Annotated in this window: 24 protein-coding genes and 1 tRNA gene; 19 read left to right on the forward strand and 6 right to left on the reverse strand. The window is 37.4% G+C overall.

Features of this window, described 5'->3' with window-relative positions; all coding sequences use genetic code 11:
- Positions 1 to 39: 39 nt before the first annotated feature.
- The 3 genes from zwf to IGL36_RS03975 all read right to left on the reverse strand — a co-directional run bounded on the left by zwf (position 40) and on the right by IGL36_RS03975 (position 2,771).
- Positions 40 to 1,563, reverse strand: coding sequence for a glucose-6-phosphate dehydrogenase (gene zwf, locus IGL36_RS03965; RefSeq protein ID WP_002355906.1), 1,524 nt, complete (start codon positions 1,561 to 1,563; stop codon positions 40 to 42).
- A complete protein-coding gene (locus IGL36_RS03970) occupies positions 1,563 to 2,231 on the reverse strand; it encodes a metal-dependent transcriptional regulator (RefSeq protein WP_002358896.1) in 669 nt (222 codons plus the stop codon). Before IGL36_RS03970 ends, zwf begins: the two co-directional genes overlap by 1 nt.
- 171 nt (positions 2,232 to 2,402) lie before the next feature.
- A complete protein-coding gene (locus IGL36_RS03975) occupies positions 2,403 to 2,771 on the reverse strand; it encodes a DUF4828 domain-containing protein (protein WP_002397919.1) in 369 nt (122 codons plus the stop codon).
- A 197-nt stretch (positions 2,772 to 2,968) separates the two neighbouring features.
- Between IGL36_RS03975 and sfsA the strand changes: the two genes are divergently transcribed.
- The 16 genes from sfsA to IGL36_RS04055 all read left to right on the forward strand — a co-directional run bounded on the left by sfsA (position 2,969) and on the right by IGL36_RS04055 (position 17,696).
- Positions 2,969 to 3,700: a DNA/RNA nuclease SfsA gene (gene sfsA / locus IGL36_RS03980; RefSeq protein ID WP_002397918.1), complete on the forward strand. Its 732-nt coding sequence runs from the start codon at positions 2,969 to 2,971 to the stop codon at positions 3,698 to 3,700.
- 105 nt (positions 3,701 to 3,805) lie between these two features.
- Positions 3,806 to 4,804, forward strand: coding sequence for a Gfo/Idh/MocA family protein (locus IGL36_RS03985; RefSeq protein ID WP_002355910.1), 999 nt, complete (start codon positions 3,806 to 3,808; stop codon positions 4,802 to 4,804).
- A gap of 26 nt (positions 4,805 to 4,830) precedes the next feature.
- On the forward strand, positions 4,831 to 6,132 hold the full coding sequence (locus IGL36_RS03990) for a DEAD/DEAH box helicase (protein ID WP_002397917.1): 1,302 nt from the start codon (positions 4,831 to 4,833) through the stop codon (positions 6,130 to 6,132).
- 44 nt (positions 6,133 to 6,176) lie between these two features.
- Entirely contained in the window at positions 6,177 to 8,882 is a 2,706-nt protein-coding gene (locus IGL36_RS03995) for a sigma 54-interacting transcriptional regulator (protein WP_002373633.1), read from the forward strand.
- Between the two features lie 228 nt (positions 8,883 to 9,110).
- Positions 9,111 to 9,428, forward strand: coding sequence for a PTS sugar transporter subunit IIB (locus IGL36_RS04000; RefSeq protein ID WP_002355913.1), 318 nt, complete (start codon positions 9,111 to 9,113; stop codon positions 9,426 to 9,428).
- Between the two features lie 141 nt (positions 9,429 to 9,569).
- Positions 9,570 to 11,033: a PTS sugar transporter subunit IIC gene (locus IGL36_RS04005; protein WP_002369870.1), complete on the forward strand. Its 1,464-nt coding sequence runs from the start codon at positions 9,570 to 9,572 to the stop codon at positions 11,031 to 11,033.
- 43 nt (positions 11,034 to 11,076) lie between these two features.
- Positions 11,077 to 11,295, forward strand: coding sequence for a hypothetical protein (locus tag IGL36_RS04010; protein ID WP_002355915.1), 219 nt, complete (start codon positions 11,077 to 11,079; stop codon positions 11,293 to 11,295).
- A gap of 13 nt (positions 11,296 to 11,308) precedes the next feature.
- Entirely contained in the window at positions 11,309 to 11,509 is a 201-nt protein-coding gene (locus IGL36_RS04015; RefSeq protein WP_002361416.1) for a DUF3188 domain-containing protein, read from the forward strand.
- Positions 11,509 to 11,919, forward strand: a complete 411-nt coding sequence (locus IGL36_RS04020) for a DUF3284 domain-containing protein (protein ID WP_002355917.1) — start codon at positions 11,509 to 11,511, stop codon at positions 11,917 to 11,919. The genes IGL36_RS04015 and IGL36_RS04020 overlap by 1 nt, the downstream gene beginning before the upstream one ends.
- A gap of 275 nt (positions 11,920 to 12,194) precedes the next feature.
- A complete protein-coding gene (locus tag IGL36_RS04025) occupies positions 12,195 to 12,521 on the forward strand; it encodes a PTS sugar transporter subunit IIB (protein ID WP_002355918.1) in 327 nt (108 codons plus the stop codon).
- Positions 12,522 to 12,543: 22 nt separating this feature from the next.
- A complete protein-coding gene (locus IGL36_RS04030; protein WP_002355919.1) occupies positions 12,544 to 12,864 on the forward strand; it encodes a PTS lactose/cellobiose transporter subunit IIA in 321 nt (106 codons plus the stop codon).
- Positions 12,865 to 12,929: 65 nt separating this feature from the next.
- Positions 12,930 to 14,207 (forward strand): PTS sugar transporter subunit IIC, encoded by a 1,278-nt coding sequence (locus tag IGL36_RS04035; protein WP_002355920.1) that lies wholly within the window; start codon positions 12,930 to 12,932, stop codon positions 14,205 to 14,207.
- Positions 14,208 to 14,290: 83 nt separating this feature from the next.
- Entirely contained in the window at positions 14,291 to 15,685 is a 1,395-nt protein-coding gene (locus tag IGL36_RS04040; protein ID WP_002364647.1) for a glycoside hydrolase family 1 protein, read from the forward strand.
- 57 nt (positions 15,686 to 15,742) lie between these two features.
- A complete protein-coding gene (locus IGL36_RS04045) occupies positions 15,743 to 16,936 on the forward strand; it encodes a GNAT family N-acetyltransferase (protein ID WP_002363416.1) in 1,194 nt (397 codons plus the stop codon).
- A 320-nt stretch (positions 16,937 to 17,256) separates the two neighbouring features.
- Positions 17,257 to 17,330 (forward strand) — tRNA-Arg (locus tag IGL36_RS04050).
- 33 nt (positions 17,331 to 17,363) lie between these two features.
- The gene (locus tag IGL36_RS04055; RefSeq protein WP_002355924.1) at positions 17,364 to 17,696 is read left to right on the forward strand and encodes a putative quinol monooxygenase; all 333 of its coding nucleotides are present in this window, start codon (positions 17,364 to 17,366) and stop codon (positions 17,694 to 17,696) included.
- A 113-nt stretch (positions 17,697 to 17,809) separates the two neighbouring features.
- Here IGL36_RS04055 and ppdK read toward each other — a convergent pair whose 3' ends face one another.
- The gene (gene ppdK / locus IGL36_RS04060) at positions 17,810 to 20,455 is read right to left on the reverse strand and encodes a pyruvate, phosphate dikinase (protein ID WP_002364650.1); all 2,646 of its coding nucleotides are present in this window, start codon (positions 20,453 to 20,455) and stop codon (positions 17,810 to 17,812) included.
- A 169-nt stretch (positions 20,456 to 20,624) separates the two neighbouring features.
- Between ppdK and IGL36_RS04065 the strand changes: the two genes are divergently transcribed.
- Together IGL36_RS04065 and IGL36_RS04070 are read left to right on the forward strand one after the other, a co-directional pair.
- Positions 20,625 to 21,254, forward strand: coding sequence for a helix-turn-helix transcriptional regulator (locus IGL36_RS04065; protein WP_289861556.1), 630 nt, complete (start codon positions 20,625 to 20,627; stop codon positions 21,252 to 21,254).
- Between the two features lie 12 nt (positions 21,255 to 21,266).
- Positions 21,267 to 22,079, forward strand: a complete 813-nt coding sequence (locus IGL36_RS04070) for a pyruvate, water dikinase regulatory protein (protein ID WP_002355927.1) — start codon at positions 21,267 to 21,269, stop codon at positions 22,077 to 22,079.
- 70 nt (positions 22,080 to 22,149) lie between these two features.
- Here IGL36_RS04070 and mprF read toward each other — a convergent pair whose 3' ends face one another.
- Together mprF and IGL36_RS04080 are read right to left on the reverse strand one after the other, a co-directional pair.
- Positions 22,150 to 24,681, reverse strand: coding sequence for a bifunctional lysylphosphatidylglycerol flippase/synthetase MprF (mprF, locus tag IGL36_RS04075; RefSeq protein ID WP_002358907.1), 2,532 nt, complete (start codon positions 24,679 to 24,681; stop codon positions 22,150 to 22,152).
- Entirely contained in the window at positions 24,678 to 25,412 is a 735-nt protein-coding gene (locus tag IGL36_RS04080; RefSeq protein ID WP_002397914.1) for an alpha/beta fold hydrolase, read from the reverse strand. The genes mprF and IGL36_RS04080 overlap by 4 nt, the downstream gene beginning before the upstream one ends.
- 176 nt (positions 25,413 to 25,588) lie before the next feature.
- On the opposite strand from IGL36_RS04080, the gene IGL36_RS04085 reads away from it, so the two are divergent.
- Positions 25,589 to 26,173: a hypothetical protein gene (locus tag IGL36_RS04085; RefSeq protein ID WP_002397912.1), complete on the forward strand. Its 585-nt coding sequence runs from the start codon at positions 25,589 to 25,591 to the stop codon at positions 26,171 to 26,173.
- The last annotated feature ends 12 nt before the right edge of the window (positions 26,174 to 26,185 follow it).

Here is a 26,185-nt window from a genome sequence, read left to right on the forward strand (position 1 = left end):
ATCCGCTAGTCGTTAACTAGCGGATCTTTTTTGGCTTATTTATTGATCAAGTTGACCGCGGTCACGGTACCAGTTATCTGGTTGCCATTCCCAAGTAAAGCCATCTTTTTCTAATAAGTCGAAGGCAGCTTGCGGGCCCATTGTGCCAGCGGCATAATTAGGGAAAGAAACGTCTGTTTTATCCCAAGCATGTCGAATAATGTCAACAATGCGCCAAGATTGGGCAACTTCGTCCCAATGAGAGAAGTTTGTACTATCGCCATTTAGGCAGTCTAATAGAAGTTTTTCGTATGCTTCTGGACTATTTTCAGTCATTTCAGCACTTTGACGGAAATCAAGTTTCACTGGAGTTGTATTGAACCCTTGACCGATTTCTTTTCCATTTAAGGTTAATGAAAATCCTTCAGTTGGTTGGATATAGATAGTTAAAACATTCGGTGGTAAATCGGTTTTATCGCATTCTTCACACGTATCATCTTTGAAGACATTAATAGGTACTTGTTTAAAGACGATGTTAATGCGTGTGCCTTTTTCAGTTAATCGTTTACCTGTGCGAACATAGAAAGGGACGCCAGACCAACGGAAATTATCAATTAAAAATTTACCAGCAACAAAAGTTTCAGTGGATGAAGTTTCTGCCACATTCGGTTCATCACGATAGGCTGCAAATGTTTGATCAGCTAGCTGACCTTCGCCGTATTGTCCACGCACGAAATTTTGAAGGGCTTCTTCTTCAGAATAAAGGCGGATGGCACGTAAAGCTTTTACTTTTTCAGTCCGAATTTCTTTTTCAGAAAAGGCAACAGGAGGCTCCATAGAAAGCAAAGCAACGACTTGTAAAATATGATTTTGAACCATATCTTTTAGTGCGCCACTGTGGTCATAATAGCCGCCACGATCCTCGACACCTAAGCTTTCAGCGAAGGTGATTTGGACATTATCAATGTAACGATTGTTCCATTGTGATTCAAAAATATTATTGGCAAAACGAATGGCTGAAATATTTTGGATCATTTCTTTGCCTAAGTAATGGTCAATTCGGAAAATATCTTGTTCAGGAAATGCAGCACGAATTTCTTCATTTAATTCGTAGGCAGATTCATAATCAGAACCAAATGGCTTTTCGATAATTAGACGATCAAAGCCTTCTTCCGAAATAATATGTTGTGATTTCAAGTGATTAACAATGGTTCCAAAGAATTGAGGGGCCATAGCTAAATAGTAAACATGATTGCCTTCTAAGTGGTATTGTTCATTTAGGCGATCAGATAATTCTTTTAAGGTATTATAATGTTCCGTATCATTCACATTATGTGATTGGTAATAGAAATGACTAGAAAATTCAGTTGCCTCTTCGGCCGTAGGATTTAAGTCTTGAATGGTTTCACGAACGATTTCACGATAGTATTCGTCTGTCCATTCCCGACGTGCGGTACCAATCACCGCAAAACGCTCAGCTAATAATCCTTTTTTATATAAGCGGAACAGGGAAGGATACAATTTGCGTTTGGCAAGATCACCTGTCCCCCCGAAAATAGTAAATAATGCTACTTTTTCATTCATTAGTTTTCCTCACTTTCTCTAATCAACGGCTCAACAAAAATTGTGTTTGCTGCTTTAAAGCTGACGGATAATTCTTTGTTTTCATTATAAATGGTGATCGGTCCTTCATATGCAGCAATTTCTTTAATCGTATATTCTTCTTGAATATTTAAATCAATGGAAACTAAATAATCCAGTAATTCTTTTTCGTCTAAGACACGTGCAATCCGAATTTTTGTGCCAACAGGGTAGTCTGTTAACGTTTGGCGTTTCTCCTCATGAATGGGTTGATTATCTTCGGGAATAACACCACCGTGTGGACAAAATTCTGGATGATTTAAATAATCCGCTAAACGGTTCACAAGCGTCTGTGAAGTAACATGTTCTAAAACTTCTGCTTCTTCGTGCACATCATTCCAAGTGTAATTTAAGTGCTCTACTAAAAAGACTTCCCAGATTCGGTGTTTGCGAATTAACGTACTCGCTTTTTTTAAGCCTTTTTCAGTTAATTGTACCCCTTGATAAGGAGAATGCTCAACCAAATCTTCTTTTACTAACTTTGAAATCATCTCACTAACCGAAGCTGCCGAAACATCGAGTCCAGAAACAATTTGTTTATTATTCACTTTAACTTCGTCGCCACCTAATTCAAAAATTAATTTTAAATAGTCTTCGCGATTTGGTGTCATAGGGGCTCATCCTTTCAAAAAAACATCATCCTAAGTTTATCAGAAAAAGGCGCATTTGACTATTTAATAATATTCAAGTTGTAAGAAAACTTTCTGAATGCTTTTGCAAGGGATGTAAAAAAATAAATCACCCACCGCACATACTTCATTTTATGTGTCGTGGGTGATTTATTAATTGTAAATGGCCCGTTCTAGTGTGTAGGTTTCGTCGTCGGCTTCATCGTAAAGCGTCGCAGGGACACCATTTTCACATTGAATGATTAAATGGTAACCTAACTTGTCTAAGATAACTAAGCGTTTAGGGGTTAATTCAACAAGCAAGGCATGCATTTGTTTGCCATCAATGAAAACATTGAAAGATGAGGTGATTTCCAAGGTGTGTTGCGTGGCTTTCTTCACGTCTACAAACCACCAATGTCCAGTATAGTTGTGTTGAAGCTCCTGTGGGGAAGGGAGCTGTTTATTTTTTTTCCAGAGGATAGAGCCTGCTAATCCAGTAAGTAAAGATGCACCAACCAAGAAAGTCCAATGTTTTTTCAAAGAAATTCCTCCTAACCTTCATTTCATTTATTCGTCTTCGTTACCTTTATTATATAGAACTTGTCTAAAATATTCGACTAAATCGCTGAGAATTGACAAATATTTAATGATTGACACAAGATAGTAAAATTGTTGGTTTTGGTCTATACTTTTCCTTGTTTTTTTATGGTATAGTGTGTAAGAAAGGAAGTCTGTGTATGAAGTACCCAAATGTCCAACTTGCTTATTTTATCGAACGACCCAATCGGTTTATTGCACACTGTCGTTTAATGGAAACGAATGAAGAAGTAATCACACATGTCAAAAATACTGGCAGAGGGAAAGAAGTTTTTTTACCAGGTGCTGTTGTGGCGCTTAGTTATCAACCATCGCCTAAAAGAAAAACAGATTACGATTTGATTGCAGTAAAAAAAGGTTCTTTTTGGATTAATATTGATAGCCAAGTACCGAATACATTAGTCAATGAAGCGTTAAAAAATGGTCAAATTGTGCTTCCTGGTTTAGTTGGTACGATCCAAACTGTTAAACGTGAGCAACGATTTGCACATTCAAAATTTGATTTTCTAGTGGAAACGGATGCAGACGAACAAGCTTTTGTCGAAGTGAAAGGCATGACTTTAGAAAATAAAGGCATCGGTGCTTTTCCTGACGCGCCAACACTTCGTGGCTTGAAGCATGTCACTGAACTAATGGCTGCAACTAAAGCGGGTTACCGCTGTTACATTTTGTTTGTGGTCCAATTTGAAGAAATTAAGCAAGCAACGATTCACCAAGAGATGCAACCTGCCTTTGCTGAAAATCTGGGTGCTGCAATTGATCAAGGTGTGCAAGTCCTTGCTTACAATTGCCACGTAACACCAGCAACGATTGAACTTAAGTCACAGGTAACCTTTGATTTATTACAGGCATTTGATGATCCTAATAAATAACTTGAAGAACTCCTAGCGCTTTAAGGCAGGGTAATTACGTGACTTTTGTACGAGAGATTACTATTATAAAGAGAGTAAATAAACAAAAAATGGAGGTTTTTGATTATGATACATTTAGGCGTAATTGGTACCAATTGGATTAGTCATCAATTTGTTGCAGCAGCTTTAGAAACGGGTGCGTACGATTTAACGGCTGTTTATTCTCGGAAACTAGCAACGGCACAAGAATTTGGTTCTCGCTATGGGGATGTGGAATATGCAATTGATTTAGAGACGTTTTTTGGTATTGCACATATGGATACGGTTTATATTGCCTCACCAAATTCATTACATTTTGAACAAGCGAAACAAGCAATTTTAGCGAAAAAAAATGTAATTGTTGAAAAACCAGCTTTTTCAACACCTGATGAGATGGCAGAAATTATTGAATTAGCGAATAAAAATCGTGTGTATTTCTTTGAAGCGGCCCGTAATATTCATGAGCAAAGTTTCCAAAAAATTGCTGAATTATTGCCATTAAAAAACCAAATTTTAGGTGCGAATTTTACGTATATGAAATATTCTTCTCGCTATGATCAAGTATTAGAAGGCAAAGAGCCAAATATTTTTTCTCCTCATTTTTCTGGGGGAGCCTTAGCAGATTTAGGCGTTTATTTAGTTTATGCAGCCTTGGGCTGGTTTGGCGTACCAAACGAAAGCCATTATTTTGCTAGTAAAATTGCGACAGGTGTCGATGGCTTAGGAACAATTATTTTACGATATGATCAGTTTGACGTGACGTTAAACACTGGGAAAATTAGTGATTCTTTTGCCCCATCCGAAATTTACTTTGAAAACGGGACCTTGATTTTAGATAGTGTCAATGCTATTTCTTCGGCTGAGTACCATGATCGCGCACATGAAGAACGTGATGTCTTAGATATTCAAGTAGCCGATAATCCAATGATTGAAGAAGCCCGTGATTTTGCAGCAGTTTTAAATAACCCAACAGATAAGTATTGGGGCACCAAGTATGAAGAATGGGTTGAGCTTGCTCGAAATGTCAATAAAGTAGTCACTGATTTACGTCATAGTGCCGGCATTATTTTTGATGCTGATAAATAAGAATTAAGCGATAGGAAAGGAACAATATGAGATTTTTAGAACAACTTCCAGAGGCTTGGCAAGAACAGTGGCAAGTTTCTGGCTTTAACGAACCATCAACAATTCAAGAAAAAAGTTTTACGCCCCTTCGCGAAGGAGAAAATGTTTTAGGAATTTCGCCGACAGGAACTGGAAAAACACTTGCTTACATGCTGCCTTTACTCTTAACTGTTGAAAAAGGACAGGGAAATCAATTGTTGATTATTGCTCCATCTCAAGAATTAGCTATGCAAATTGCTGAAGTTGCTCGGACTTGGGCTAAGCCACTTCAATTAACGGTTCAAACGTTAATCGGCGGGGCAAATGTTTCACGCCAGATTGACAAGTTAAAAAAACGTCCTGAAGTGTTAATCGGAACACCAGGTCGGATTTTAGAGTTAATGAAGAATAAAAAAGTCAAAGCTCAGTTGTTAAAAACAATTGTAATGGATGAAGTTGATCAACTTTTCCAAGAGGAAGAGCTAAGTTTAACCAAGCAAATTTTGACACACACACCAACCGAATACCAACTTGTTTTTTATTCAGCGACTGCTGATCGTGTCGTGAATCAAGCGCAATCTTTAAGCCAAAAATTACAGGTGATTGATGTGACGGAAGAAGATACTTCAGCAGGTCAAGTCGCCCACTACTTTATTCGGTTAGCACCAAGAAAAAAAGCTGATTACTTACGTCGTTTGGTCCATACAGAAGCATTCAGAAGCATGGTCTTTTTCAATCAAGTTGCTGATTTAGGTGCAGCAGAAGAAAAATTAGTTTATGAGAATGTGCCGGCTATTGGTCTGGCTTCAGATCAAAGTAAACAGTTGCGTAAATTGGCGATCGATCAATTTAAAGCAGAACGAGTGAAGTTGTTATTAACCACGGATATTGCGGCACGGGGCTTAGATTTCACAGGGGTCCCTTACGTCGTAAACGTAGATGTTCCTTTAACCGAAGAGAGCTATATTCATCGTTCTGGTCGCGTTGGCCGGATGGGTGCACAAGGGGCAGTGATTACGTTTATCAACGATGGCACCAAAAGGGATTATCAACGTTTGATGAAACAATTGGCCATTCCTTATCAGGAAATCTTTTTATATGATGGTGCACTTCATGAGCAGCCAAAAGCCAAAGATGAACTAGAAAAAAAGAACGTAGTCAAAGATACGTATTCAGAAAAAAAGAGTACGAAAGAAAGAAAACCAGAAACAGTAAATTCTGTTGTCAAAGAACCGCAAGAAACACGCAAAAAGAAGAAAAACAAAAAGAAAAACACGAAAAACAAAGGAGCTCGTAAAGCGAAGAAATAACGCTTTACGAGCTTCAAGCAGAACGTTGTATCGAGGAGGATTCCATGAAATCTCGGAAGGAAGAAATCTTAGCGTTACTTCAAAAAAATGAAACTGGCTTAACGGCAGGAGCGGTAGCAGAACAGTTAATGATTGATCGCAGTAATGCCAGCCGTTATTTAAATGAATTATTCAAAGAAAAGAAAATTACTAGAAGTACTGGACGTCCTGTTATCTATTCAGTGCCAACAATCAATGAAGGAGAACAAGTCCATGTAGATGAGTCCACCTCTGTTAGTTTTGACACATTAGTAGGTGCCAATGATTCTTTAAAAGTGAGTATTCAGCAGGCCAAGGCGGCTATTTTATATCCACCAAGAGGTTTGCATACGATTATTTTTGGGAAAACAGGAACAGGGAAATCTCTTTTTGCTGAATGTATGTACCGTTTTGCAATTGATTCAAAAACCTTAGATGAAGATGCCCCTTTTGTCTCTTTTAATTGTGCTGATTATGCACAAAACCCACAATTATTATTTGGTCATATCTTTGGCGTAAAAAAAGGCGCCTATACTGGTGCGAATGAAGATAGTCCAGGCTTAATGGCAAAAGCAGATGGCGGGATTCTCTTTTTAGATGAAATTCATCGCTTACCGCCAGAAGGTCAAGAAATGCTCTTTACGTTTATTGATAAAGGCGTGTACCGTCCATTAGGAGAAAGTGGTCAAACCTATGAAGCCTCTGTTCAAATTATTGGTGCGACAACGGAATCCTCAGAAAACTTTTTAACCACTTTCAATCGGCGGATTCCGATGTCGATTACATTACCATCTTTAGATGCACGGACGCTAGATGAGCGTTATGCCATCATTTCGTTATTTATTCAGCAAGAGGCAACACGTTTGGGCCAACAAATTGATATCGAACGCGAAGCAGTTTTGGCTTTTATGTTATACGATGCAGAAGGAAATATTGGTCAGGTGAAGCGGGACTTAAAATTGGTTTGTGCTAAGTCATTTCTTTATTATCGGACGCACAATTTAGAACATTTGGTTATCCGTAAACGGGATTTGTCGTTACCTGTCCAAAAAGGATTATTAAAAATTAAAGAAGTACCTGAGCGCTTGGATCAATTTGTCGATAGTAAAAGTAATTATTTATCTTTCCAGCCAGGCACCAACAAAATTGTTTGGTCACAAGATCCAGCTAGAGACATGCAAGTTTACAATGAAATCGAAGAAAAAGTCGCTGACTTGTCCGAAGCTGACTTAGAAAATGTTGATTTAGAAGAATTGATTTCCAAAGATATGAATGCGTATTTTAAAAATTATGTCGAAGAATTAACCCAACATTCTTTACATAAGGAGTTATTACCAGAAGCTATTTGGGACTTAACGAATCGTCTTTATGATATCGCAGAAGAGCGTTTGGAACACACGTACAACGAAACAGCACGCTTTGCCTTTGCGCTTCATTTACAAAGTACGATTGAACGTGTCAAAGAAGGTCATGTGATTGTCCATCCTGATTTAAATAATGTCCGTAAAAACATGAAAAAAGAATTTCAAGTAGCCTTAGATTTATCTTCTATTATTGAAGAAGAGAACAACATAGAGATTCCTTTCGATGAAATTGGCTTTATTAGTATGTTTTTATCTATAAATGTCGGTAAAGAAGAAAGAACTCCAGAAAATAATGTTGGTGTGTTCGTCTTAATGCATGGGGATTCTACTGCCTCAAGTATGTTGAAAACCGCCCAAGAACTTTTAGGAACATCAATCGGAACAGCGATGAATATGCCGTTAACGATGGAAGTTCAAACAATGTATGAACAATTACGAAACCAAGTAATTACGCAAAAAGAATCGTTAAATAATGGGATTTTATTACTGACGGATATGGGTTCATTAAATTCGTTTGGAAATATGTTGTTTGAAGAAACAGGTATCCGAACGAAGGCGATTACAATGACGAGCACGATGATTGTCTTAGAAGCTATTCGAATGGCAAGCGTGGGACGAAGTTTAGAGGACATTTACCAAAATATTCAACTTTCTTTTGAAAGCGTTGTGAGAGAACAATTTCGCTCTAGTCTGCAAAAACGTCAAAACGTAAAAAAAGCAGTAATCGTGACGTGCTTTACAGGAGAAGGGGTCGCCGCAAAACTATACCAACGAATCTTACCCGTTATTGATGAAACAAAAGTGGAACTGATTCAAATGCAATTTATTGAACGAGAAACGTTTAAAAAGCATATCGACAACTTGATGGAAGAATATGAAATTAAGGCCATTGCGGGAACTGTGGATGTTGAATATCAAAATATTCCCTTCTTTTCCGTCTATGATATTTTTGATGATGAAAAATTAAATGTACTGAAACGGATTGCTAGTGATGAAGTGGCGATTGATACAATTGTTCATTCACTAAGTGGCGTCATTACTTCTGTGGACTCCTTACAAAAATTAATTCTCATGTTACAAAAAACAGTTCATCAAATACAAACAGATATGCATATTATTGTTGAACCAGGGGTGGATGCCGGAATCATGATTCATTTGGCTTTTCTGGTAGATGCTTTAATTAAAGGAGAAGAAACAAGAAATTTTCCAAACTTAGCGGAATATGTTAAAACACATCGTTTAGAAATCGATGTCGTACGCACGAATTTTATGTTAATTGAACGGGCGTATCGTGTGACGATTCCAGAAGCGGAAGTTGCGCATGTTACCCAAATGTTTTTAGAAAATGAAATTAAAAGTAAACAATAATAAATAAAAAAACATCAAGAAATGAGAAAACGCTCTCTTTTTTCTTGATGTTTTCTTTTTGTAAGTTACACACAATTCCATGTGTGTAAGCGTTTTCTTTTAGTGTGTGCACGCTTTTTTTTATGACAAAAGCTGTTATATCAGTATTTTAATGAGGGGAAAACTTGGCACAATTATTGCTATAAATAAAGTGTATAACGTCATAACTTTTAAGGAGATGAAGAAAAAATGGCAAAAAAAACAATTATGTTAGTTTGTTCCGCAGGAATGAGCACGAGTTTATTAGTAACAAAAATGCAAAAAGCAGCAGAAGATCGTGGCATGGAAGCAGACATCTTTGCAGTATCGGCTTCTGAAGCAGATACAAACTTGGAAAATAAAGAGGTGAATGTTTTACTTTTAGGTCCACAAGTTCGTTTCATGAAAGGGCAATTTGAACAAAAATTACAACCAAAAGGGATTCCTTTAGATGTAATTAACATGGCAGATTATGGCATGATGAATGGCGAAAAAGTTTTAGATCAAGCAATCTCATTAATGGGATAAGGAATTAAAACGTTTAGGAAAAGTGAATAGCAAATAAGGATAGTGCATGTTACCAAAGGTTTTGTTTTGTACGCTCGATTCATTCGTTTAATGAGGCTACTGCCTTTTTAATAAATATAAATGGATACAGGAGGAATAAAAATGAACGGATTAATGGCATGGATGGAAAAATATATCTTACCAACTGCCGCAAAAATTGGTGCACAGAAACATCTGGTGGCACTAAGGGATGCTTTTATTGGTACATTACCTGCGACAATGGCTGGATCAGTCGCCGTAATGATTAACGCAATTATTCGAGATCTTCCCCAAGAGTTTGTCTCAACTTATGCGGCAAGTTTGGAAGCAGACAAAGGTATTTTTGCAGTATTGAATGTCATCATTGGGATTAATGGTTTTGTTTGGAATGGTACATTGGCTATCGCTGGTTTGATTTTCGCTTTTTCTTGGGGCTATAACTTAGCGAAAGCATACAATGTGAATGAGCTAGCTGGTGGGATTGTCAGTTTAGCTACCTTAATTTCAGGTGTTGCTTTTGCACCAAATAACACAGCTGAATTAGCTGTAAAAGTGCCAGAAAAGATTGCCAACGCAATTAATGGGGCAGAAATTGGTGCGTCAATTGCTAATAATCAATTGACTGTCAATCCATGGGGTTGGTTAAATCTCAACCATCTAAATGGTAACGCTTTCTTTACGGTGATGATTATGGGCGCTTTATCAACCATTATTTTTTGTAAATTAATGCAAGCGGATTTAACAATAAAAATGCCTGATTCTGTACCACCAGCAGTTTCAAAAGCGTTTGCGGCAATTTTACCAGCAACAATCGCATTGTATGTCGTAGCAATTATTAACTTTACGGTGTCAAAACTTTCAGGCGGTCAATTATTAATTGACTTAATTCAAAAATATATCGCGGAACCGTTCCTTGGGTTATCACAAGGACTAGGCGCTGTGTTAATCGTAACGGTTTTTGTTCAAATTTTCTGGTTCTTTGGTATTCATGGGCCAAACGTTTTGGCACCAGTTCTTGAAGGAATTTGGGGACAAGCACAATTAATCAATATTGATATTTTCCAAAAAGGTTATGAAGGAAAAACAGGAACAGCTGCGGTTTTAGCCGCTATTGACGACGGTAAAGCCTACATGTGGGTCCGTGGTTCGTTTGATGCTTTTGCTTGGTTTGGTGGTTCAGGCGGTACAATCGTCCTAATTATTGCAATCTTGTTATTCTCCAAACGAGCAGATTATTTAACAGTTGGTAAATTATCATTAGGGCCTGGGATCTTTAATATCAATGAACCGATTATGTTTGGTTTACCAGTTGTTCTGAATCCAATTATGTTTATTCCATTTGTAATTGCGCCATTAGTTGCTACTACAATTGGCTGGGTTGCAACGTATCTTGGGCTAGTCGCCCCAGTTTCTCAACAAGTCGCATGGGTGACACCGCCGTTGCTATTATCTTTCTTAGCGACAGGTGCCGACTGGCGCGCACCAATCGTAGCGTTGGTATGTATGGTAGTCACTTTCTTGATTTGGACACCGTTTGTTATCGCTGCTAACAAAATGGATCCTGCATTAGGCGAAAGAGAGCAATAAGCAATAAAAACAGCAATTACTTGTATAGAAAGGAGCGAGCGGCATGATTTCGATTGCAAGTGCAATGAAGCAAGAGGAAATTATTACTTTATTAGAGGCATATCAAGGGGAAAATGAAACATTTACTTTTAAAGAAAAAAATGGTATTAAGTTATTTTTTGAAGTTGAAGGAGACCCTGAAACTGCTGCACAAGTTGCAAAACAGCTGATTAAGGAACAACCTTGGGGTGGCGTTTTATACTTCCAAGCAACGGTAGTCTAAAAAGATAGGATGGATGAAAATGATTAGAAATGGATTATTTTTATGTAGTATTGGCTTCTTGATTGTTTTGTATTCGTTGAATCCCAGCTCCTTAAACTATGATTTATTAAGTCTGACAACGGGGATTTTTCTCATTGGACTTGGTGGTTACCTGTTTTTTAAAGGAAAAAAAGTTGCTGAAGAAGAGGCGACAAAGGATGAGGTGAAACGGTAATGGAAATTACGAAAACATTAACTATTTCAGCAGATGAATTTTACACGCAATTAATGAATTCTGTTATTTTTGATATCCGTAAGCAAACAGGCAAAACTCTTACAAGAAAGCAGTTACGTAAGTTTGAATATATCAAAGAATATAGTAAAAATAGTCGCGCGAAAATAGTTATTGAAGAAGCTGTAGAAAATAAGACCTATCAATTTCGAACATCCACAACTAAAAATGATTTCTCGGTGCGGTATGAGCTACAGCCAATTGATGAAAAAAGCTGTGAACTGCGTTATACAGAAACAATGGTTTCTTATGGGGCGTTACAAAAACTGAATGATGCAGTATTAGGTATCTTTTTAAGTTATTTTAAAAAGAAACAGTTTTATAAAATGCTTAAAATGATGGAAACTGCTTAAAGGGAAAAAGCGGCTTTTGTCCAGTTGATTCTCTTCAGCTTTAGAAAGTGAGCGATGAGTCGTTTCGGGTTATCGCTCACTTTCTTTTGTTGCCCTATTATTTTGGAAACGCACACAAAAAAGCTGTGTGTAATCGTTTTATTTTTAGTGTGTACACGCTTTCTATATCAATAAACGTTGTCATATCAAGGTTTTTAATGTGTTAAAACTTGGCACGCTTCTTGCTTATATAAAGGTGTAAAGCAAAACAAAGAGAATTTAGGAGATGAAGGAAAATGGCAAAAAAAACAATTATGTTAGTTTGTTCCGCAGGAATGAGCACAAGTTTATTAGTAACAAAAATGCAAAAAGCAGCAGAAGATCGTGGTATGGAAGCAGACATCTTTGCAGTATCGGCTTCTGAAGCAGATACAAACTTGGAAAATAAAGAGGTGAATGTTTTATTATTAGGCCCACAAGTTCGTTTCATGAAAGGGCAATTTGAACAAAAATTACAACCAAAAGGGATTCCTTTAGATGTAATTAACATGGCGGACTATGGCATGATGAATGGCGAAAAAGTTTTAGATCAAGCAATTTCATTAATGGGATCATCAAACTAGAGCAGAAAATGGGGTAGAGGTAATGGACGGACAACAGAACTTAGAAGCAATCATGGGTTTAATCATGTATGGCGGAAATGCTAAAAGCGATGCAATGGAAGCGATTGCCGCAGCAAAATCGGGGGATTTTGAATTAGCAGACAAAAAAATTGCAGATGCAGAAGAATCACTTGTACATGCACATCATTCGCAAACAGGAATGTTAACAGAAGAAGCAAAAGGCAATAACATGCAAGTAACATTGTTAACAGTGCACAGTCAAGATCATTTAATGACTGCGATTGCATTTACAGATTTAGCAAAAGAAATTATCGATCTTTATCGCCGTATTGATAACGAGTAATCTCGTTGTCAATGCGTCTTATAAGAAAAACGCGCTTGAGAAAGCGTTAATTAGGAGGAATAACAATGGACGGATTTGTTCAATGGATGGAGAAACACTTTATGCCGAAAGCGTCAGTTATCGCAGCGCAACGGCACTTGGTAGCAATTCGTGACGCGTTTGTCGTAACGATGCCATTAATGATTTTAGGGGCTTTGGCGGTATTAATTAATAATATTCCAATTCCAGGATATGAGGACTTTTTAAACAAAATTTTCCCAATGATGTATAACGATGCACCAATTTGGAAAAGCTTTGGTGGTAACATTTGGAACGGTACATTCGCAATCTTTGCCGTTTTAGTAGCCTTTTTAGTAGCACACAATTTAGTTAAATCTTATGGAAAAGACGGCATTGCAGCCGGTACAGTTTCTGTAGCTTCATTCTTCGCAGTTGGCGGCTTAGAAGGCATGGGCGCAACTGGATTATTTATTGCTTTGATTATTGCACTTATTTCAGGAGAACTATTCCAACGTTTATCTGGCAATCCTAAATTAGTTATCAAAATGCCTGATGGTGTACCACCAGCAGTAGCAAAATCATTTGCGGCATTATTACCAGCAATGATTACAATCAGTTTATTTAGTTTAATTACATCAATTCTATTTGCTTTAGGAATTGACAATATCGTTATTTCATTCTATGAAGCAGTTCAACAACCATTTATGGGACTTGCAAACAGCTACCCATCAGCATTATTGTTAGCTTTCATTACACCATTCTTATGGTTCTTTGGTTTACATGGTGCCAACATGGTTGACCCATTAATGCAAACAATCAACGTACCAGCGATTGATGCGAACATTAAAGCTTTAGAAGCAGGTAAAGCAATTCCTTATATTGTAAACAAACCTTTCTTTGATTCATTTGTAAACTTAGGTGGAACAGGGGCAACATTAGGTCTGTTAATTGCTATCTTTATCGTAGGTCGTCGTAACAAACCATACAAAGTCATTACAAACTTAAGTTTAGCACCAGGACTATTTAATATTAATGAACCAGTCATGTTCGGTTTACCAATTGTTTTAAACCCAATTATGTTTATCCCATTCATTTTAGTCCCAATGGTTCTTGTAACTGTTGCGTATGTGGCGACAGCAACTGGTTTAGTACCAGCTGCAACCTTTATGCCACCTTGGGTAACACCACCAATTATTGGCGGATTTTTAGCAACGAAGAGTATCGCCGGCGGAGTTTTAGCAGCTGTTAACTTATTGATTTCTATTTTGATCTACATGCCTTTCGTAAAAGTAGCAACAGATCAATACTTGAAACAAGAAGCAGCCGCAGAAGCAGCCGAGTAAAAAATCGAAGGATTGAATCGTCCGGACTCTTACGGAGGGTTCAATCCTTTTTTTAATGATTAAATCGTAAAGGAGCAAATAACATGAAATATCAATTTCCAGAAAATTTTTGGTGGGGTTCTGCAGCCAGCGGTCCTCAAACAGAAGGCGTTTTTGAAGGTGATGGTAAAGGTCAAAATATTTGGGATTTTTGGTATCAAGAAGCGCCAGAAAAATTTTTTCAACAAGTCGGTCCAGATAAGACCTCACAATTTTATAAAAAATACCAAGAAGATATTCAGTTAATGAAAGAAACGGGACATAACTCTTTTCGAACATCCATTCAATGGAGCCGTTTAATTCCAGATCCTACAACAGGAAAAGTCAATCAAACAGCAGTTGATTTTTATAATCAAGTGATTGATGATTTATTAGAACAAGGGATTGAGCCCTTTATGAACTTGTATCATTTTGATATGCCGATGGTACTTCAAGAAAAAGGTGGTTGGGAAAGCCGTGAAGTGGTTGATTTGTATGTTGACTTTGCCAAAACCTGTTTTGAATTGTTTGGCGATCGCGTGAAAAAATGGTTTACGCACAATGAACCAATTGTACCAGTTGAAGGTGGTTATCTCTATGGCTGGCATTATCCTGATAAAGTGAATCTAAAAGAAGGGATTCAAGTACTCTATCATGAAGCTTTAGCTAGTGCCAAAGCGATTGCCGTCTATCATTCTATGAACTTATCAGGTGAAATTGGCATTATTTTAAACTTAACGCCGACTTATCCTCGTGATGAGCACAACGAAGCCGATGTAAATGCGGCTAAATTTGTCGATGGTTTCTTTAACCGTTCGTTTTTAGACCCGGCTGTTAAAGGTCATTTTCCAGAAGATATGGTTGCTTGGGCGAAAGCAAATGACTTGTTGCCAGAAACAACGCCAGAAGATTTAGCAATAATTGCTGAAAATACTGTGGACTTATTAGGAGTAAACTACTATCAACCACGTCGTGCCAAAGCAAAAGAAACACCTGTTGAAACACGACCAGAAGGCTTACTTCCAGAAGATTTTTATGATGTCTACGATATGCCTGGCAAAAAAATGAATCCTTACCGTGGCTGGGAAATCTACGAAAAAGGTATTTATGATACATTAATGAATTTAAAAGAAAATTATGGCAACATTCGCTGCTACATTTCAGAAAATGGCATGGGCGTAGAAGGAGAAGAACGCTTTGTCAATGAACAAGGAGTCATTGAAGATGATTATCGGATTGAATTCGTGCAGGATCACTTGAAATGGGTGCATCAAGCGATTCAAGAAGGTAGTAATGTTCAAGGATATCATATGTGGACGTGTATGGATAACTGGTCTTGGCTTAATGCCTATAAAAATCGTTATGGCTTCATCGCTGTGGATTTAGATGATGATGCGAAACGGACCATTAAGAAAAGCGGTCGTTGGTTCAAAGAAATGACAGCAAATAACGGCTTTTAGAAAGAGAACTGTTTCTGTGATAAAATGAATTGATACAATGTGCGAGGAGGAAAGAAAATGACAACTAAAAGAGTCAAAAAAATGGGCAAAGAAGAAATGAAAGAGATGTTTGATCTTGTCATCTATGCTTTTAATCAGGAACCCACGGCTGAACGCCAAGAACGTTTTGAAAAATTGTTGTCACATACGCAAAGCTATGGCTTCCTAATTGATGAGCAATTAACAAGTCAAGTGATGGCGACACCTTTTCAAGTGAATTTCCATGGTGTCCGCTATCCCATGGCTGGAATTGGCTATGTGGCTTCTTATCCAGAATATCGTGGTGAAGGCGGCATCTCTGCTATTATGAAAGAAATGTTGGCTGATTTAGCGAAACAAAAGGTTGCCCTTTCTTACTTAGCACCGTTTTCATATCCATTTTATCGTCAATATGGCTATGAACAAACATTTGAACAAGCAGAGTATACAATTAAAACGGAAGATTGGCCACGTGTTAAACGAGTTCCGGGTACCATTAAACGAGTTTCTTGGGCTGACGGTAAAGAGGTCATTAAAGACGTATACCTTGAAAATCAAAGAGCGCACTCTGGTGGTGTGATCCGTGAAACTTGGTGGCTGGATTATACGCTGAATCGTGCAAGTAAACCAAATAATCAAGCGATTTATTATTCGTCAGAAGGGAAAGCGGAAGGCTATGTGATTTATCGGATAGCTGCTGGCACCTTTGAAATCGTAGAATGGAACTATTTAACTAATACAGCTTTTAAAGCTTTAGCTGGGTTTATTGGCTCACATAGTGGTTCCGTTCAATCGTTCCATTGGATTAATGGTTTTGCTGGAAAAGATTTAAATGATTTAATGCCAACGCCAGCAGCTTCTGTAAAAATTTTACCTTACATGATGGCACGAATCGTTGAGTTACAAACATTTCTGGAAAAGTATCCATTTCAATCAGGAGAAAAAGAAACGTATTCTTTAGAGATTGAAGATTCCTATGGGCCATGGAATGAAGGTATTTGGACAATCACAATTGACGAACAAGGAAAAGCGACAGTGACTAAAGGTGCTGTGGAAAAGGAAGGGACTGCTGCTTTGAAAGCAGATATCCAAACGTGGACGCAACTATTCTTGGGCTATCGTTCAACAGAAACGTTATCTTTTTATGAACGCTTGCAAGGAGACGCAACGGCAGTTCGACGTTTAGGCCAACGTTTAGTCAAAGGCATGCCAATTTTAGAAGATTATTTTTAAAAGTGTGTTTATTCGCAAAAAATGACAGAACCTACTATAATAAAAATGTAAAAAGAATTATTTTAGAAAGGTGATGGGGACAATGGCGAAAACGAAACAAGAAAAAGTTGCACGCAATAATAAAATTGGGCAATATATAGCTATTGCGACAGGACTTTATTATTTAGGAAAAATGATTCTTGATCGGCGGCAAAAAAAATAATAGATAAACGAACGACGTGTTTCACTGAAAGAAAGTATCTCGCATAATTATTTATGCAGGATACTTTCTTTTTGTCTATTGACAGATGTAGTGAAGACTTCTAAAATTAAAACAGATTGTTCTCGTAGCTCAGTAGGATAGAGCAACCGCCTCCTAAGCGGTAGGTCGCTGGTTCAATTCCAGTCGGGAACGTAAAAAGGCAAGTAAATTTAGGGGGGAAGACAGATGGCGATTACTATAAATATTTATTATAGTGGGACAAATGGAGGTGCAAGAGAATTTGCCAAAGAAATGATTGCCAGCGGAATTGTAGAGGCGATTCGTGCAGAAAAAGGGAATAGTCGCTATGAATACTTTTTTCCAATGGACGATGAAGAAACAGTTCTGCTGATTGATAGTTGGACAGATCAGGAAGCATTAGACAAACACCACGCTTCTCCAATGATGACCCGTATTACGGAACTTAGAGAAAAATATGATTTGCATATGAAAGTAGAAAGATATGTATCAGATGTAACAGACCCCTTGACAAAAGATGCCGCGTTTATAAGAAAATAACCAGAGTGCAATCATTGATCTTAAAATTTAGTGCTAGGAACATCAGCCGTTTCGACTGATGTTCCTAGCACTTTTTATCTTGTAAGGATGAATCATTTGTTACACACGTTAAATTAAAGAAGGACCATTTGTTCTTCAGTCACAGCCGGTTCGGTTAAAATTTTGGCTTGGGCAGCTGCGAGTTTCGCAATAGGTACCCGATAAGGTGAGCAAGAGATGTAGTTTAGGCCAAGTGTTTGGAAAAACGTGATGGATTGCGGATCACCACCGACTTCTCCACATACGCCAATACTCATGTTTGGTTTAGTGCGACGCGCTTTCTCTACAGCTAATTGAATCAGTTGACCAACACCTGTTTGATCTAGTGATTGAAACGGATCTTGGGTAATGATTTTCTTTTCTCGATACGTATTAATGAATTTACCGATATCATCACGAGAAAAACCATAGGTCATTTGTGTTAAATCATTTGTTCCAAAGCTGAAAAAGTCTGCTTCTTCTGCTAACTGATCCGCAATCAGACAAGCTCTCGGTAGTTCAATCATTGTCCCGATTTCGTAAGGGAAAGGAGTCATCTTATGTTCTTCAAAGAGACCGTCAATCGTTTCTTTTAAAATGCGTTTGAGATAGAGAAGTTCTTCTTTTTCGGCGATTAGAGGAATCATCACTTCTGGATAAACAGTAATTCCTTCTTTGACTAATCGAATGGCACTAGTAAATAAGGCTGTAACTTGCATTTTGTATATTTGTGGTTGGGTCACACCTAAACGACAACCACGATGGCCCAACATTGGATTGGTTTCTTGTAACCGTTCAATTTGTTTGGCGATGGTCACCGGGAACCGTTGTAGTTGCTTCGCCAATAATTGAATATCATTCTTTTCATGAGGTAAAAACTCATGCATCGGCGGATCTAACAAGCGGACCACCATGGGCTTGTCTTGAACTACTTTCAGCATTTGATAAAAGTCTTCCTGTTGAAAATGAAGAAGTTGCTCCAACGCATAGGTTGCTTCCTTTTCAGACTCTGCTAAAATCAGGCGACGCATTTCCAAGACACGCTCTTCACCGAAAAACATATGCTCTGTTCGCGCTAAACCAATCCCCGCTGCGCCAAAACGGATAGCAGTCTCTAAATCTTGTGTAGTTTCTGCATTGGCACGAACAGTTAAATCAGCATATGCATCTGCCCAAGACAAGAGCTCTTGAAGGTCATCGTTATTATCAGCAGAAATTGTAGGAATTTCGCCAAGATAAATTTCCCCCGTTGAGCCATCGACGGAAATGATTGTTCCTTCTAAGATGACCTGTGGCCCGCAGTGTAGTTGTTTGGCTTCTTCATTGACGGTTAAACTTTCACAACCAGTCACACAGCAAGTTCCCATTCCTCGTGCGACCACAGCGGCATGAGAAGTCATTCCGCCACGACTGGTCACAATTGCTTCGCTTACAACCATGCCTTCAATATCTTCTGGTGAAGTTTCTTGACGAACAAGAATGACTTTCTTTCCTAGATTGGTCAGTTCTTTGGCTTTTTCTGCTGTAAAAACAATTTGGCCACTTGCTGCACCAGGACTAGCAGGAAGACCCATAGCTAAGCGTTCCATGTGTTGTCGTTTCTCTTGATCAAACACGGGATGAATTAATTGATCAATCGTATCAGGTGTCACACGCAACAGTGCTTCTTGTTTAGTAATGCGATTTTCTTTGGCTAAGTCTAAAGCAATTTTAACCGTAGCTGCGGCGGTTCGTTTCCCGTTTCTTGTTTGTAAAATATATAATTTTTCATTTTCAATGGTAAATTCAATATCTTGCATGTCACGATAATGATATTCTAAAAGTTCTGCGTAATGGCGAAAATCTTGATAAACTTTTGGCATAGTCAAACGTAAACGACGAATGGGTTCTGGCGTCCGAATACCAGCCACTACATCTTCTCCTTGCGCGTTCAAAAGAAACTCTCCAAACAGTTGATTTTCCCCTGTGACCGGATTTCTAGTGAAAACAACGCCAGTGCCACTGTCTAGTCCACGATTGCCGAAAACCATTTCTTGAATGTTGACAGCTGTACCTAAATCATGTGCAATATGATGTAAGTTTCGATAAACCACCGCACGTTGATTATTCCATGAATCAAAAACAGCTTTGATTGCTTCAAAAAGTTGTGCGACAGGGTCTTGCGGGAAGACCACCTGATGTTGTTCAAAAACTTCTTGGTAGCGGACAATCAAGGCGAAATGATCTGCTTCTTGAAAAGCGATAATTTTTTTGTTTAGCTCTTGTTCCAAGCGCTCTTTTTGTTGGTCAAATAATTCTTTGGGAATGTGATAGACGACGTCTCCAAACATTTGAATAAGTCGGCGATAGCAGTCAAAAGCAAAACCAGGAGAGGTTAAGGTCGCAAATTTTTTCACACGTTGATCATTTAAACCTAAATTTAAAATAGTATCCATCATACCAGGCATCGAGAAGGCAGCACCGCTGCGAACGGAAACTAAGAGAATCTCATTGTCCGCGGTAAAAGATTTGCCTGTTTCAGTTTCTAGATTTTTAACCGCTTTCAAAATTTCTGATTGTAAGTGTTCTTCAAAGAAAGTAGCATCTGCCAAATAGTCCATACAGCAACGGGTTGTAATCGTGAATCCTTGCGGAATCGGCAAACCTAAGCGTGTCATTTCTGCCAAGTTCGCCCCTTTACCACCAAGAGTCTCTTTACCTTCATTGTGTGTTTCGTTAAAAGAATAAATAAACTTTTTCATGCGTGACCTCCGTTTAATATGTGTCTTATATGTTCAATAAACATCATAATAGACGGAAATAAGTTTGTCAATAGAAAAAGTTTCTTATCAATATGTTGAAAAAACAATAAATATGTGTATAATTGTAAGCGAATGCACAATTTGTTTAAGAGGAATTGAGGAGGAAATGATGAAATTAAGTAAACGACAAGAGCAAATTATCGCTGTTGTAAAAGAGCATCAGCCAGTTAGTGGTGAACGCATTTCGGACATACTAGCCGTTTCACGTGCGACATTGCGTTCTGATTTGTCTTTTTTAACACTTTCAGGAATTTTAAAAGCAAGTCCGAAAGTTGGTTATACTTACGAAAGTGATAATATGGAGGCTTTTTTCTTTTTTGACGTTTTTCAAACAAAAGTTCAGGAGATCATGAGTCCACCATTGATGGTTGTCCAAGACACCTCAATTCGAGATGCGATTACCAACTTATTTATGTATGATGTCGGTTCTCTTTATGTCATGGATGAAGCAAAAGAATTATTAGGGGTTTTGTCACGAAAAGATTTATTACGGGCCTCTTTAAATACAAATATTGATGGCACACCTGTTGCTGTTTGTATGACAAGAGTGCCACATGTGAAAACCTGCACACCAGAATTTACTATTCTTGAAGCTGCTGACACTTTGCAAAAATACGAAGTGGATTCTTTGCCAGTCGTTGAAAAAGAAAATCCTAAAAAAGTTATTGGAAAAATTACGAAAACGAAAATTTTAACCTATATTACGCAACAAGCGAAAGAAGCCGCACAAAATAGATAAGGGAGCTTAATTATGAAAAAAGAGATCATTGTTTATACTATTTCCGATTCACTTGGAGAAACATCACAAAAATTGTTAGCTGCAGCAAGCGCACAATATCCAGATATTTCTTTTCTTAATCGATACAATTTTTCTTTTGTCACAACAGAAGAAGAATTATTGGAGATTTTAAAAGATGCCTTAAAAGATAAAGCCTTAGTTGTCAGTACATTAGTCAGTAAACAACTAATCACAGCGGCGAAAGAATTTAGTGAACGAACAGGGTTGTTATATTTAGATTTAATGGCGCCATTTTTTGAATTAATTCAAGCGAAAGCCGGAGTAGATCCTATTGAAGAGCCTGGACGACGCCACCAACTAGATCGTGCCTATTTTGATAAAATCTCAGCGATTGAATTTGCTGTAAAATATGATGATGGCAAAAATCCTCAAGGGTTTCTTGATTCTGATATATTGTTGTTAGGCGTTTCGCGGACCTCAAAAACGCCAGTCAGTATGTATTTAGCAAATCAAGGCTACCGCGTTTCTAACTTACCATTAATTCCAGAAGTTCCATTGCCGCCAATTTTGGAAGAAATGGATCCACAAAAAATGATTGGTTTAGTTTGTTCGCCAGAAACATTAGGTCAGATTCGTAGCAGTCGGTTGGCTTCTTTAGGTTTAGGTAATGAGACCAGTTATACCAATGTTGAACGGATTGAACAAGAATTAGCCTATGCCGAAGAAATTTTTGCGAAGTATGGTATCCCAGTGATTGATGTAACCGCAAAATCTGTCGAAGAAACAGCCTTTTTAATTAAAGAAAAACTAGATGAAAGAAATTAAAAAGCTTGGCAACCTCACTAAATTTCAGTGAAGTTGCCAAGCTTTTTATACTTAATTGGGCTTCTTTTTGTTAGTCAATATTTTTTTGATCGACAATGAGTAAAGCGATCATCACGTAGACAATCCAGCTACTTTTAGAATAAAGTGTATAGCGGGGTTGCCATTTGCTAGCAAATTTTTCCTTGTATTCGCGTAATCCTTGGAAGGAGTAGATTTCTGAACCAAATTCATAAATTAACGCAGCAATCCGTTCTTGAATAAAACTTTTTCTTGATTGACCAACGTTGGCTAACGGAGCCATCCCTAAATTGAAATAATGAATATTTTCTGTTTTCATATATTCAAATAAATGAATAAATAGGAAATCCATACTTCCAGAAGGGGCTTTTTCTTTATGGTGACGCATCAAGTCGATGGTACCAACTTCATTTGTGTAACTAGGAATGATATTAGCGAAAGAGACCATTTCTCCTTCAGCATTTCGGACAACAGCAATTGGGTTTCTTTGAAGATACGCTTCATCGAAAAATCCCAGTGAAAAGCCTTTTTCTTTTCGATTGTCTAACCAACTATCTGAAATAGCTTTTAATTCGTGCATTTGTTCGGCACTAAAAGGAGGTTGGAGTACGTCAAATGAATAGCCGGCTTTGGTAATTTTATTAAACACTGCTCGGGTGCCTTTGAATTTTTTCCCAGACATCGTAAATGTTTCTAGATTAACTAAGGCTTCTTCGCCCATTTTGATAAATTCGTAGCCATATTCGTGTAGTAACATCACGCTGTCCTCATTGGTTTCGTAAAAGACGGGGACATAGCCGAAACGATCTGTTTCTTTAAGGAATGCATCAATCGCCGCAGGAAAATCTTCTTTGTTCCCCGAAGGATTGCCCATCACAACGCATTTATTATTAATGGTGTTGAATTGTAAAAAGACAGTCGGTTCTTCTTTGGGATATAAGAAAACCTGTTTATCATGAAGAAAGACAAGTTCACTGTCAATATTCCCGCCATAAGTTGTTAAGATATTATGCAAGATACTATCTTCTGGAAACTCACCCACTTGGTGTTTTTTCCCTTGGAGGTAGCGAACAAATAGAAAGTTAAAACTCATAACTAAGAGGATAGCGATAAATCCTGACAACCAGATCCGTTCGGAAGGGAACAAGAAAAATTCCACAAAATGATGACGATGGTGTGGGAAGTTCGGTAAATTATAAACACCAATTACCAGGTATAACAAAGTCAACAAGCCAAAGATAAACCCATCAATCGTCATCCACTCCCAAGAGTAAACCAGTTGTTCACGGTACAATTCTGATTTTGAAAAAATAACGATAAATAATAAAATAGCTAAATAGAAAATGGAAAACATACTAAAGTCAACAACAAATGAATACAAGATAGCACCAATTAATAAAATAATCGTTGGATAATAGGCTCTTTTAACACGATCAGCAATCCCACGTCCCATAATTAATAATGCAAAGCCTAAAACAATACTCGGAATTTGAATAATAATATGTGAACGGAAGGGGTTAATATCTCTTAACCAATGCACTTGAGTGAAGGCTTCTGGAATAGTGGCTAGGAGCACCATCATAATTCCTGAAAAATAAAGTAAAACCACTTCTAATTTGTGGGCAATTTCCAAAGTAATTTGTTTCAGTAATTGTCGATAATGAGTATCCAATTTTTGGCTTAAGTGTTTTGTAAAGAACAAACAGCCAATTAAGAAAGGAATAATATAATAGAATAAACGATAGAGCAATAACCACAAAACAATAATTTCACGATCGACACCTAAGTTGCTCAGTCCTAAAATCATCATGACATCAAAACTACCTAAAGCCCCTGGAATCATCGAAGCAATCCCAATAATCGAAGCTGCTACATATAAAGGAACAATATCAATTAAAGGAATCGGTACATCTAATAAGTAACCAATACTGATAAAGGTAATTAAAACACCTGTCCATTCTAAAAACGAAGAAACAACTAAAGATAAGCGATTTTTTGCATCGAGGTTACCAAAGGAACTATTTTTTTGGAAATGTAAAATAAGATAAAGTAATGGGAAATAAAGACCGCCACCTAATAACCAAATCCAATATTGCTGTAAATAAGCCATCTTTGGGTCAAACTGAACAAGGAAAAAGCAAAGAATACTATAAATAGATAGACCGGATAACACAAAAAGTAAAATATGGGTTAACGCAGGTAAAATTTTCTTTTCCTCTGTTTTATTTCCATAAAATTCAGAACGAAGTCCCATGCTGACCAAACCACCGAATCCACCAATATTATTGATGGTATTGACAATCCAGCTAGATTCAAGGAGTTCCCGTTTTGAGACTTTCAAGTTTAAAATGCGATTTAATGTTAAGTCATAATTTAGCATCGGAGTAACGGAAACTAAACCGATAACCATCATCAATAACAATTTCCATAGCGGAATCTCATCAAAAATCTGTTTTAACTGTTCAAATGAGATCGTTTTACCAATTGATAAAAGTTGGGCAACAACAATAATTGAGACCGCAATAACAAACAGTGTTTTTAGTAATCCTGTATGCGTTTTGATCCAATGAATAATTTGTTTCATTTAGACACCTTCATTTCCTTTAAGAATTTTTCGATTGTTTTATTAAAAATATCTGGTGAGTTTTTGGCAAATAAATGACCCTGTTTATTTACCAAGACCAATTTACCATCAGGAATGGCATCAGCAATCGCCCGTGAATGGGAAAGCGCAATTAAATCTCGACTGCCAGTAATAACAAGAGTAGGACAGGGGATGTGTTCTAAATCTTGTTTTGTCAGTCCAGTATCTTCAAATAACAGAGCCACGATAGGGAGCTGTGCGCGCAATTTTTTTGAAAAAAAAGCGCCAATACGACAAAACCAATATTGAAAATAAGTGGCAATCGTTACATATTTTTTCAGACCAGACATGGTGACATTTCCAGAATTTAAGACGAGTTTGTTGACGAAATCAGGATATAAATGGGTAAAAACCATGGCAATATTTGCTCCGTCACTAAAGCCCAATAAATTAATTTTTGTTAAGTGTTCTTGTTGAATAATACCAGCTAAATCTTCTGCCAAAAGCGGAAAAGTTAATTGACTTTGTGTATTGGTGGAACGTCCATGTCCGCGGGTATCCACCGCAATAACTTGATACTCCTTGGAGAAATAAGAAATTTGATAATTAAAAAAAGTATGATCATTGCCATTACCATGAAGTAACACAAGGGGATAATTTGTTTCTTTGCCAAAAATTTGATAAAAAATTTGACTGCCATCTATTGTTTCAAAATATTTTTCTATTGCCATTCTCCGTCACCTATCTCATCTATAATCAATCGAGTCCTCTCTCATTATAGAGTCTTTTGTCTTTTTTTTGTAATAAAAAACAGAAAATTTTCCGAACAGTTTTGTAAGGTGTTGTAATATAGTGTGATATAGTAGAAGATAGCCACCTAAAAATTAGACTAGAGGAGGGAAAGTTGATGTCTTTAATCGTTTTAATTGGTGCCCAAGCTGTCGGGAAAATGACCGTTGGCAAGGCTTTAGAAAAGCAGTTAGATGCTAAATTACTATTTAATCATCAAACCATTGACTTATTTGCAAACTATCTTGGGTATACGGAACGTGCGTTTCAATTGTCTGATTCCGTTAGAAAGGAACTTTTTCATGCCTTTGTAGAAAATCCAGCCACAAATACAACAAAAAATATTATTTTTACAGTGGTGATTGCTTTTGATCAAGAACAGGATTTTCAATTTTTAGAAGAAATATCAGAAATTTTTCTTAATAAACATGAAGCCGTCTATTTCGTCGAACTCGTCTCTTCAACAGCAATCCGTCTAGAACGAAATGTTCATCCAGAGCGGCTAGAGGCAAAACCTTCAAAACGCGATGTCGACTCTTCTCGAAAAGAATTACTCAATACCTTTAAAGAACATCGATTAGTAAGCCACGAAGGTGAACTAGAAAGTACATTTCCAAATGTAAAAATAACGAAAATAAATAATTCAAACATGACACCAGAAGAAGTAGCAACGAAGATAATTACTACTTTTGGTTTGACATAATGTGAAAGGAAC

This window comes from Enterococcus sp. AZ011, from assembly GCF_050548355.1.
GTDB lineage: Bacteria > Bacillota > Bacilli > Lactobacillales > Enterococcaceae > Enterococcus > Enterococcus faecalis.

Excerpts from the sequence above, each read along its gene's own strand:
- zwf (WP_002355906.1), bottom strand. The coding sequence starts at position 1,563 with ATGAATGAAAAAGTAGCATTATTTACTATTTTCGGGGGGACAGGTGAT.
- IGL36_RS03970 (WP_002358896.1), bottom strand. The coding sequence starts at position 2,231 with ATGACACCAAATCGCGAAGACTATTTAAAATTAATTTTTGAATTAGGT.
- sfsA (WP_002397918.1), top strand. The coding sequence starts at position 2,969 with ATGAAGTACCCAAATGTCCAACTTGCTTATTTTATCGAACGACCCAAT.
- IGL36_RS03985 (WP_002355910.1), top strand. The coding sequence starts at position 3,806 with ATGATACATTTAGGCGTAATTGGTACCAATTGGATTAGTCATCAATTT.
- IGL36_RS03990 (WP_002397917.1), top strand. The coding sequence starts at position 4,831 with ATGAGATTTTTAGAACAACTTCCAGAGGCTTGGCAAGAACAGTGGCAA.
- IGL36_RS03995 (WP_002373633.1), top strand. The coding sequence starts at position 6,177 with ATGAAATCTCGGAAGGAAGAAATCTTAGCGTTACTTCAAAAAAATGAA.
- IGL36_RS04000 (WP_002355913.1), top strand. The coding sequence starts at position 9,111 with ATGGCAAAAAAAACAATTATGTTAGTTTGTTCCGCAGGAATGAGCACG.
- IGL36_RS04005 (WP_002369870.1), top strand. The coding sequence starts at position 9,570 with ATGAACGGATTAATGGCATGGATGGAAAAATATATCTTACCAACTGCC.
- IGL36_RS04010 (WP_002355915.1), top strand. The coding sequence starts at position 11,077 with ATGATTTCGATTGCAAGTGCAATGAAGCAAGAGGAAATTATTACTTTA.
- IGL36_RS04015 (WP_002361416.1), top strand. The coding sequence starts at position 11,309 with ATGAAAATGATTAGAAATGGATTATTTTTATGTAGTATTGGCTTCTTG.
- IGL36_RS04020 (WP_002355917.1), top strand. The coding sequence starts at position 11,509 with ATGGAAATTACGAAAACATTAACTATTTCAGCAGATGAATTTTACACG.
- IGL36_RS04025 (WP_002355918.1), top strand. The coding sequence starts at position 12,195 with ATGGCAAAAAAAACAATTATGTTAGTTTGTTCCGCAGGAATGAGCACA.
- IGL36_RS04030 (WP_002355919.1), top strand. The coding sequence starts at position 12,544 with ATGGACGGACAACAGAACTTAGAAGCAATCATGGGTTTAATCATGTAT.
- IGL36_RS04035 (WP_002355920.1), top strand. The coding sequence starts at position 12,930 with ATGGACGGATTTGTTCAATGGATGGAGAAACACTTTATGCCGAAAGCG.
- IGL36_RS04040 (WP_002364647.1), top strand. The coding sequence starts at position 14,291 with ATGAAATATCAATTTCCAGAAAATTTTTGGTGGGGTTCTGCAGCCAGC.
- IGL36_RS04045 (WP_002363416.1), top strand. The coding sequence starts at position 15,743 with ATGACAACTAAAAGAGTCAAAAAAATGGGCAAAGAAGAAATGAAAGAG.
- IGL36_RS04055 (WP_002355924.1), top strand. The coding sequence starts at position 17,364 with ATGGCGATTACTATAAATATTTATTATAGTGGGACAAATGGAGGTGCA.
- ppdK (WP_002364650.1), bottom strand. The coding sequence starts at position 20,455 with ATGAAAAAGTTTATTTATTCTTTTAACGAAACACACAATGAAGGTAAA.
- IGL36_RS04065 (WP_289861556.1), top strand. The coding sequence starts at position 20,625 with ATGAAATTAAGTAAACGACAAGAGCAAATTATCGCTGTTGTAAAAGAG.
- IGL36_RS04070 (WP_002355927.1), top strand. The coding sequence starts at position 21,267 with ATGAAAAAAGAGATCATTGTTTATACTATTTCCGATTCACTTGGAGAA.
- mprF (WP_002358907.1), bottom strand. The coding sequence starts at position 24,681 with ATGAAACAAATTATTCATTGGATCAAAACGCATACAGGATTACTAAAA.
- IGL36_RS04080 (WP_002397914.1), bottom strand. The coding sequence starts at position 25,412 with ATGGCAATAGAAAAATATTTTGAAACAATAGATGGCAGTCAAATTTTT.
- IGL36_RS04085 (WP_002397912.1), top strand. The coding sequence starts at position 25,589 with ATGTCTTTAATCGTTTTAATTGGTGCCCAAGCTGTCGGGAAAATGACC.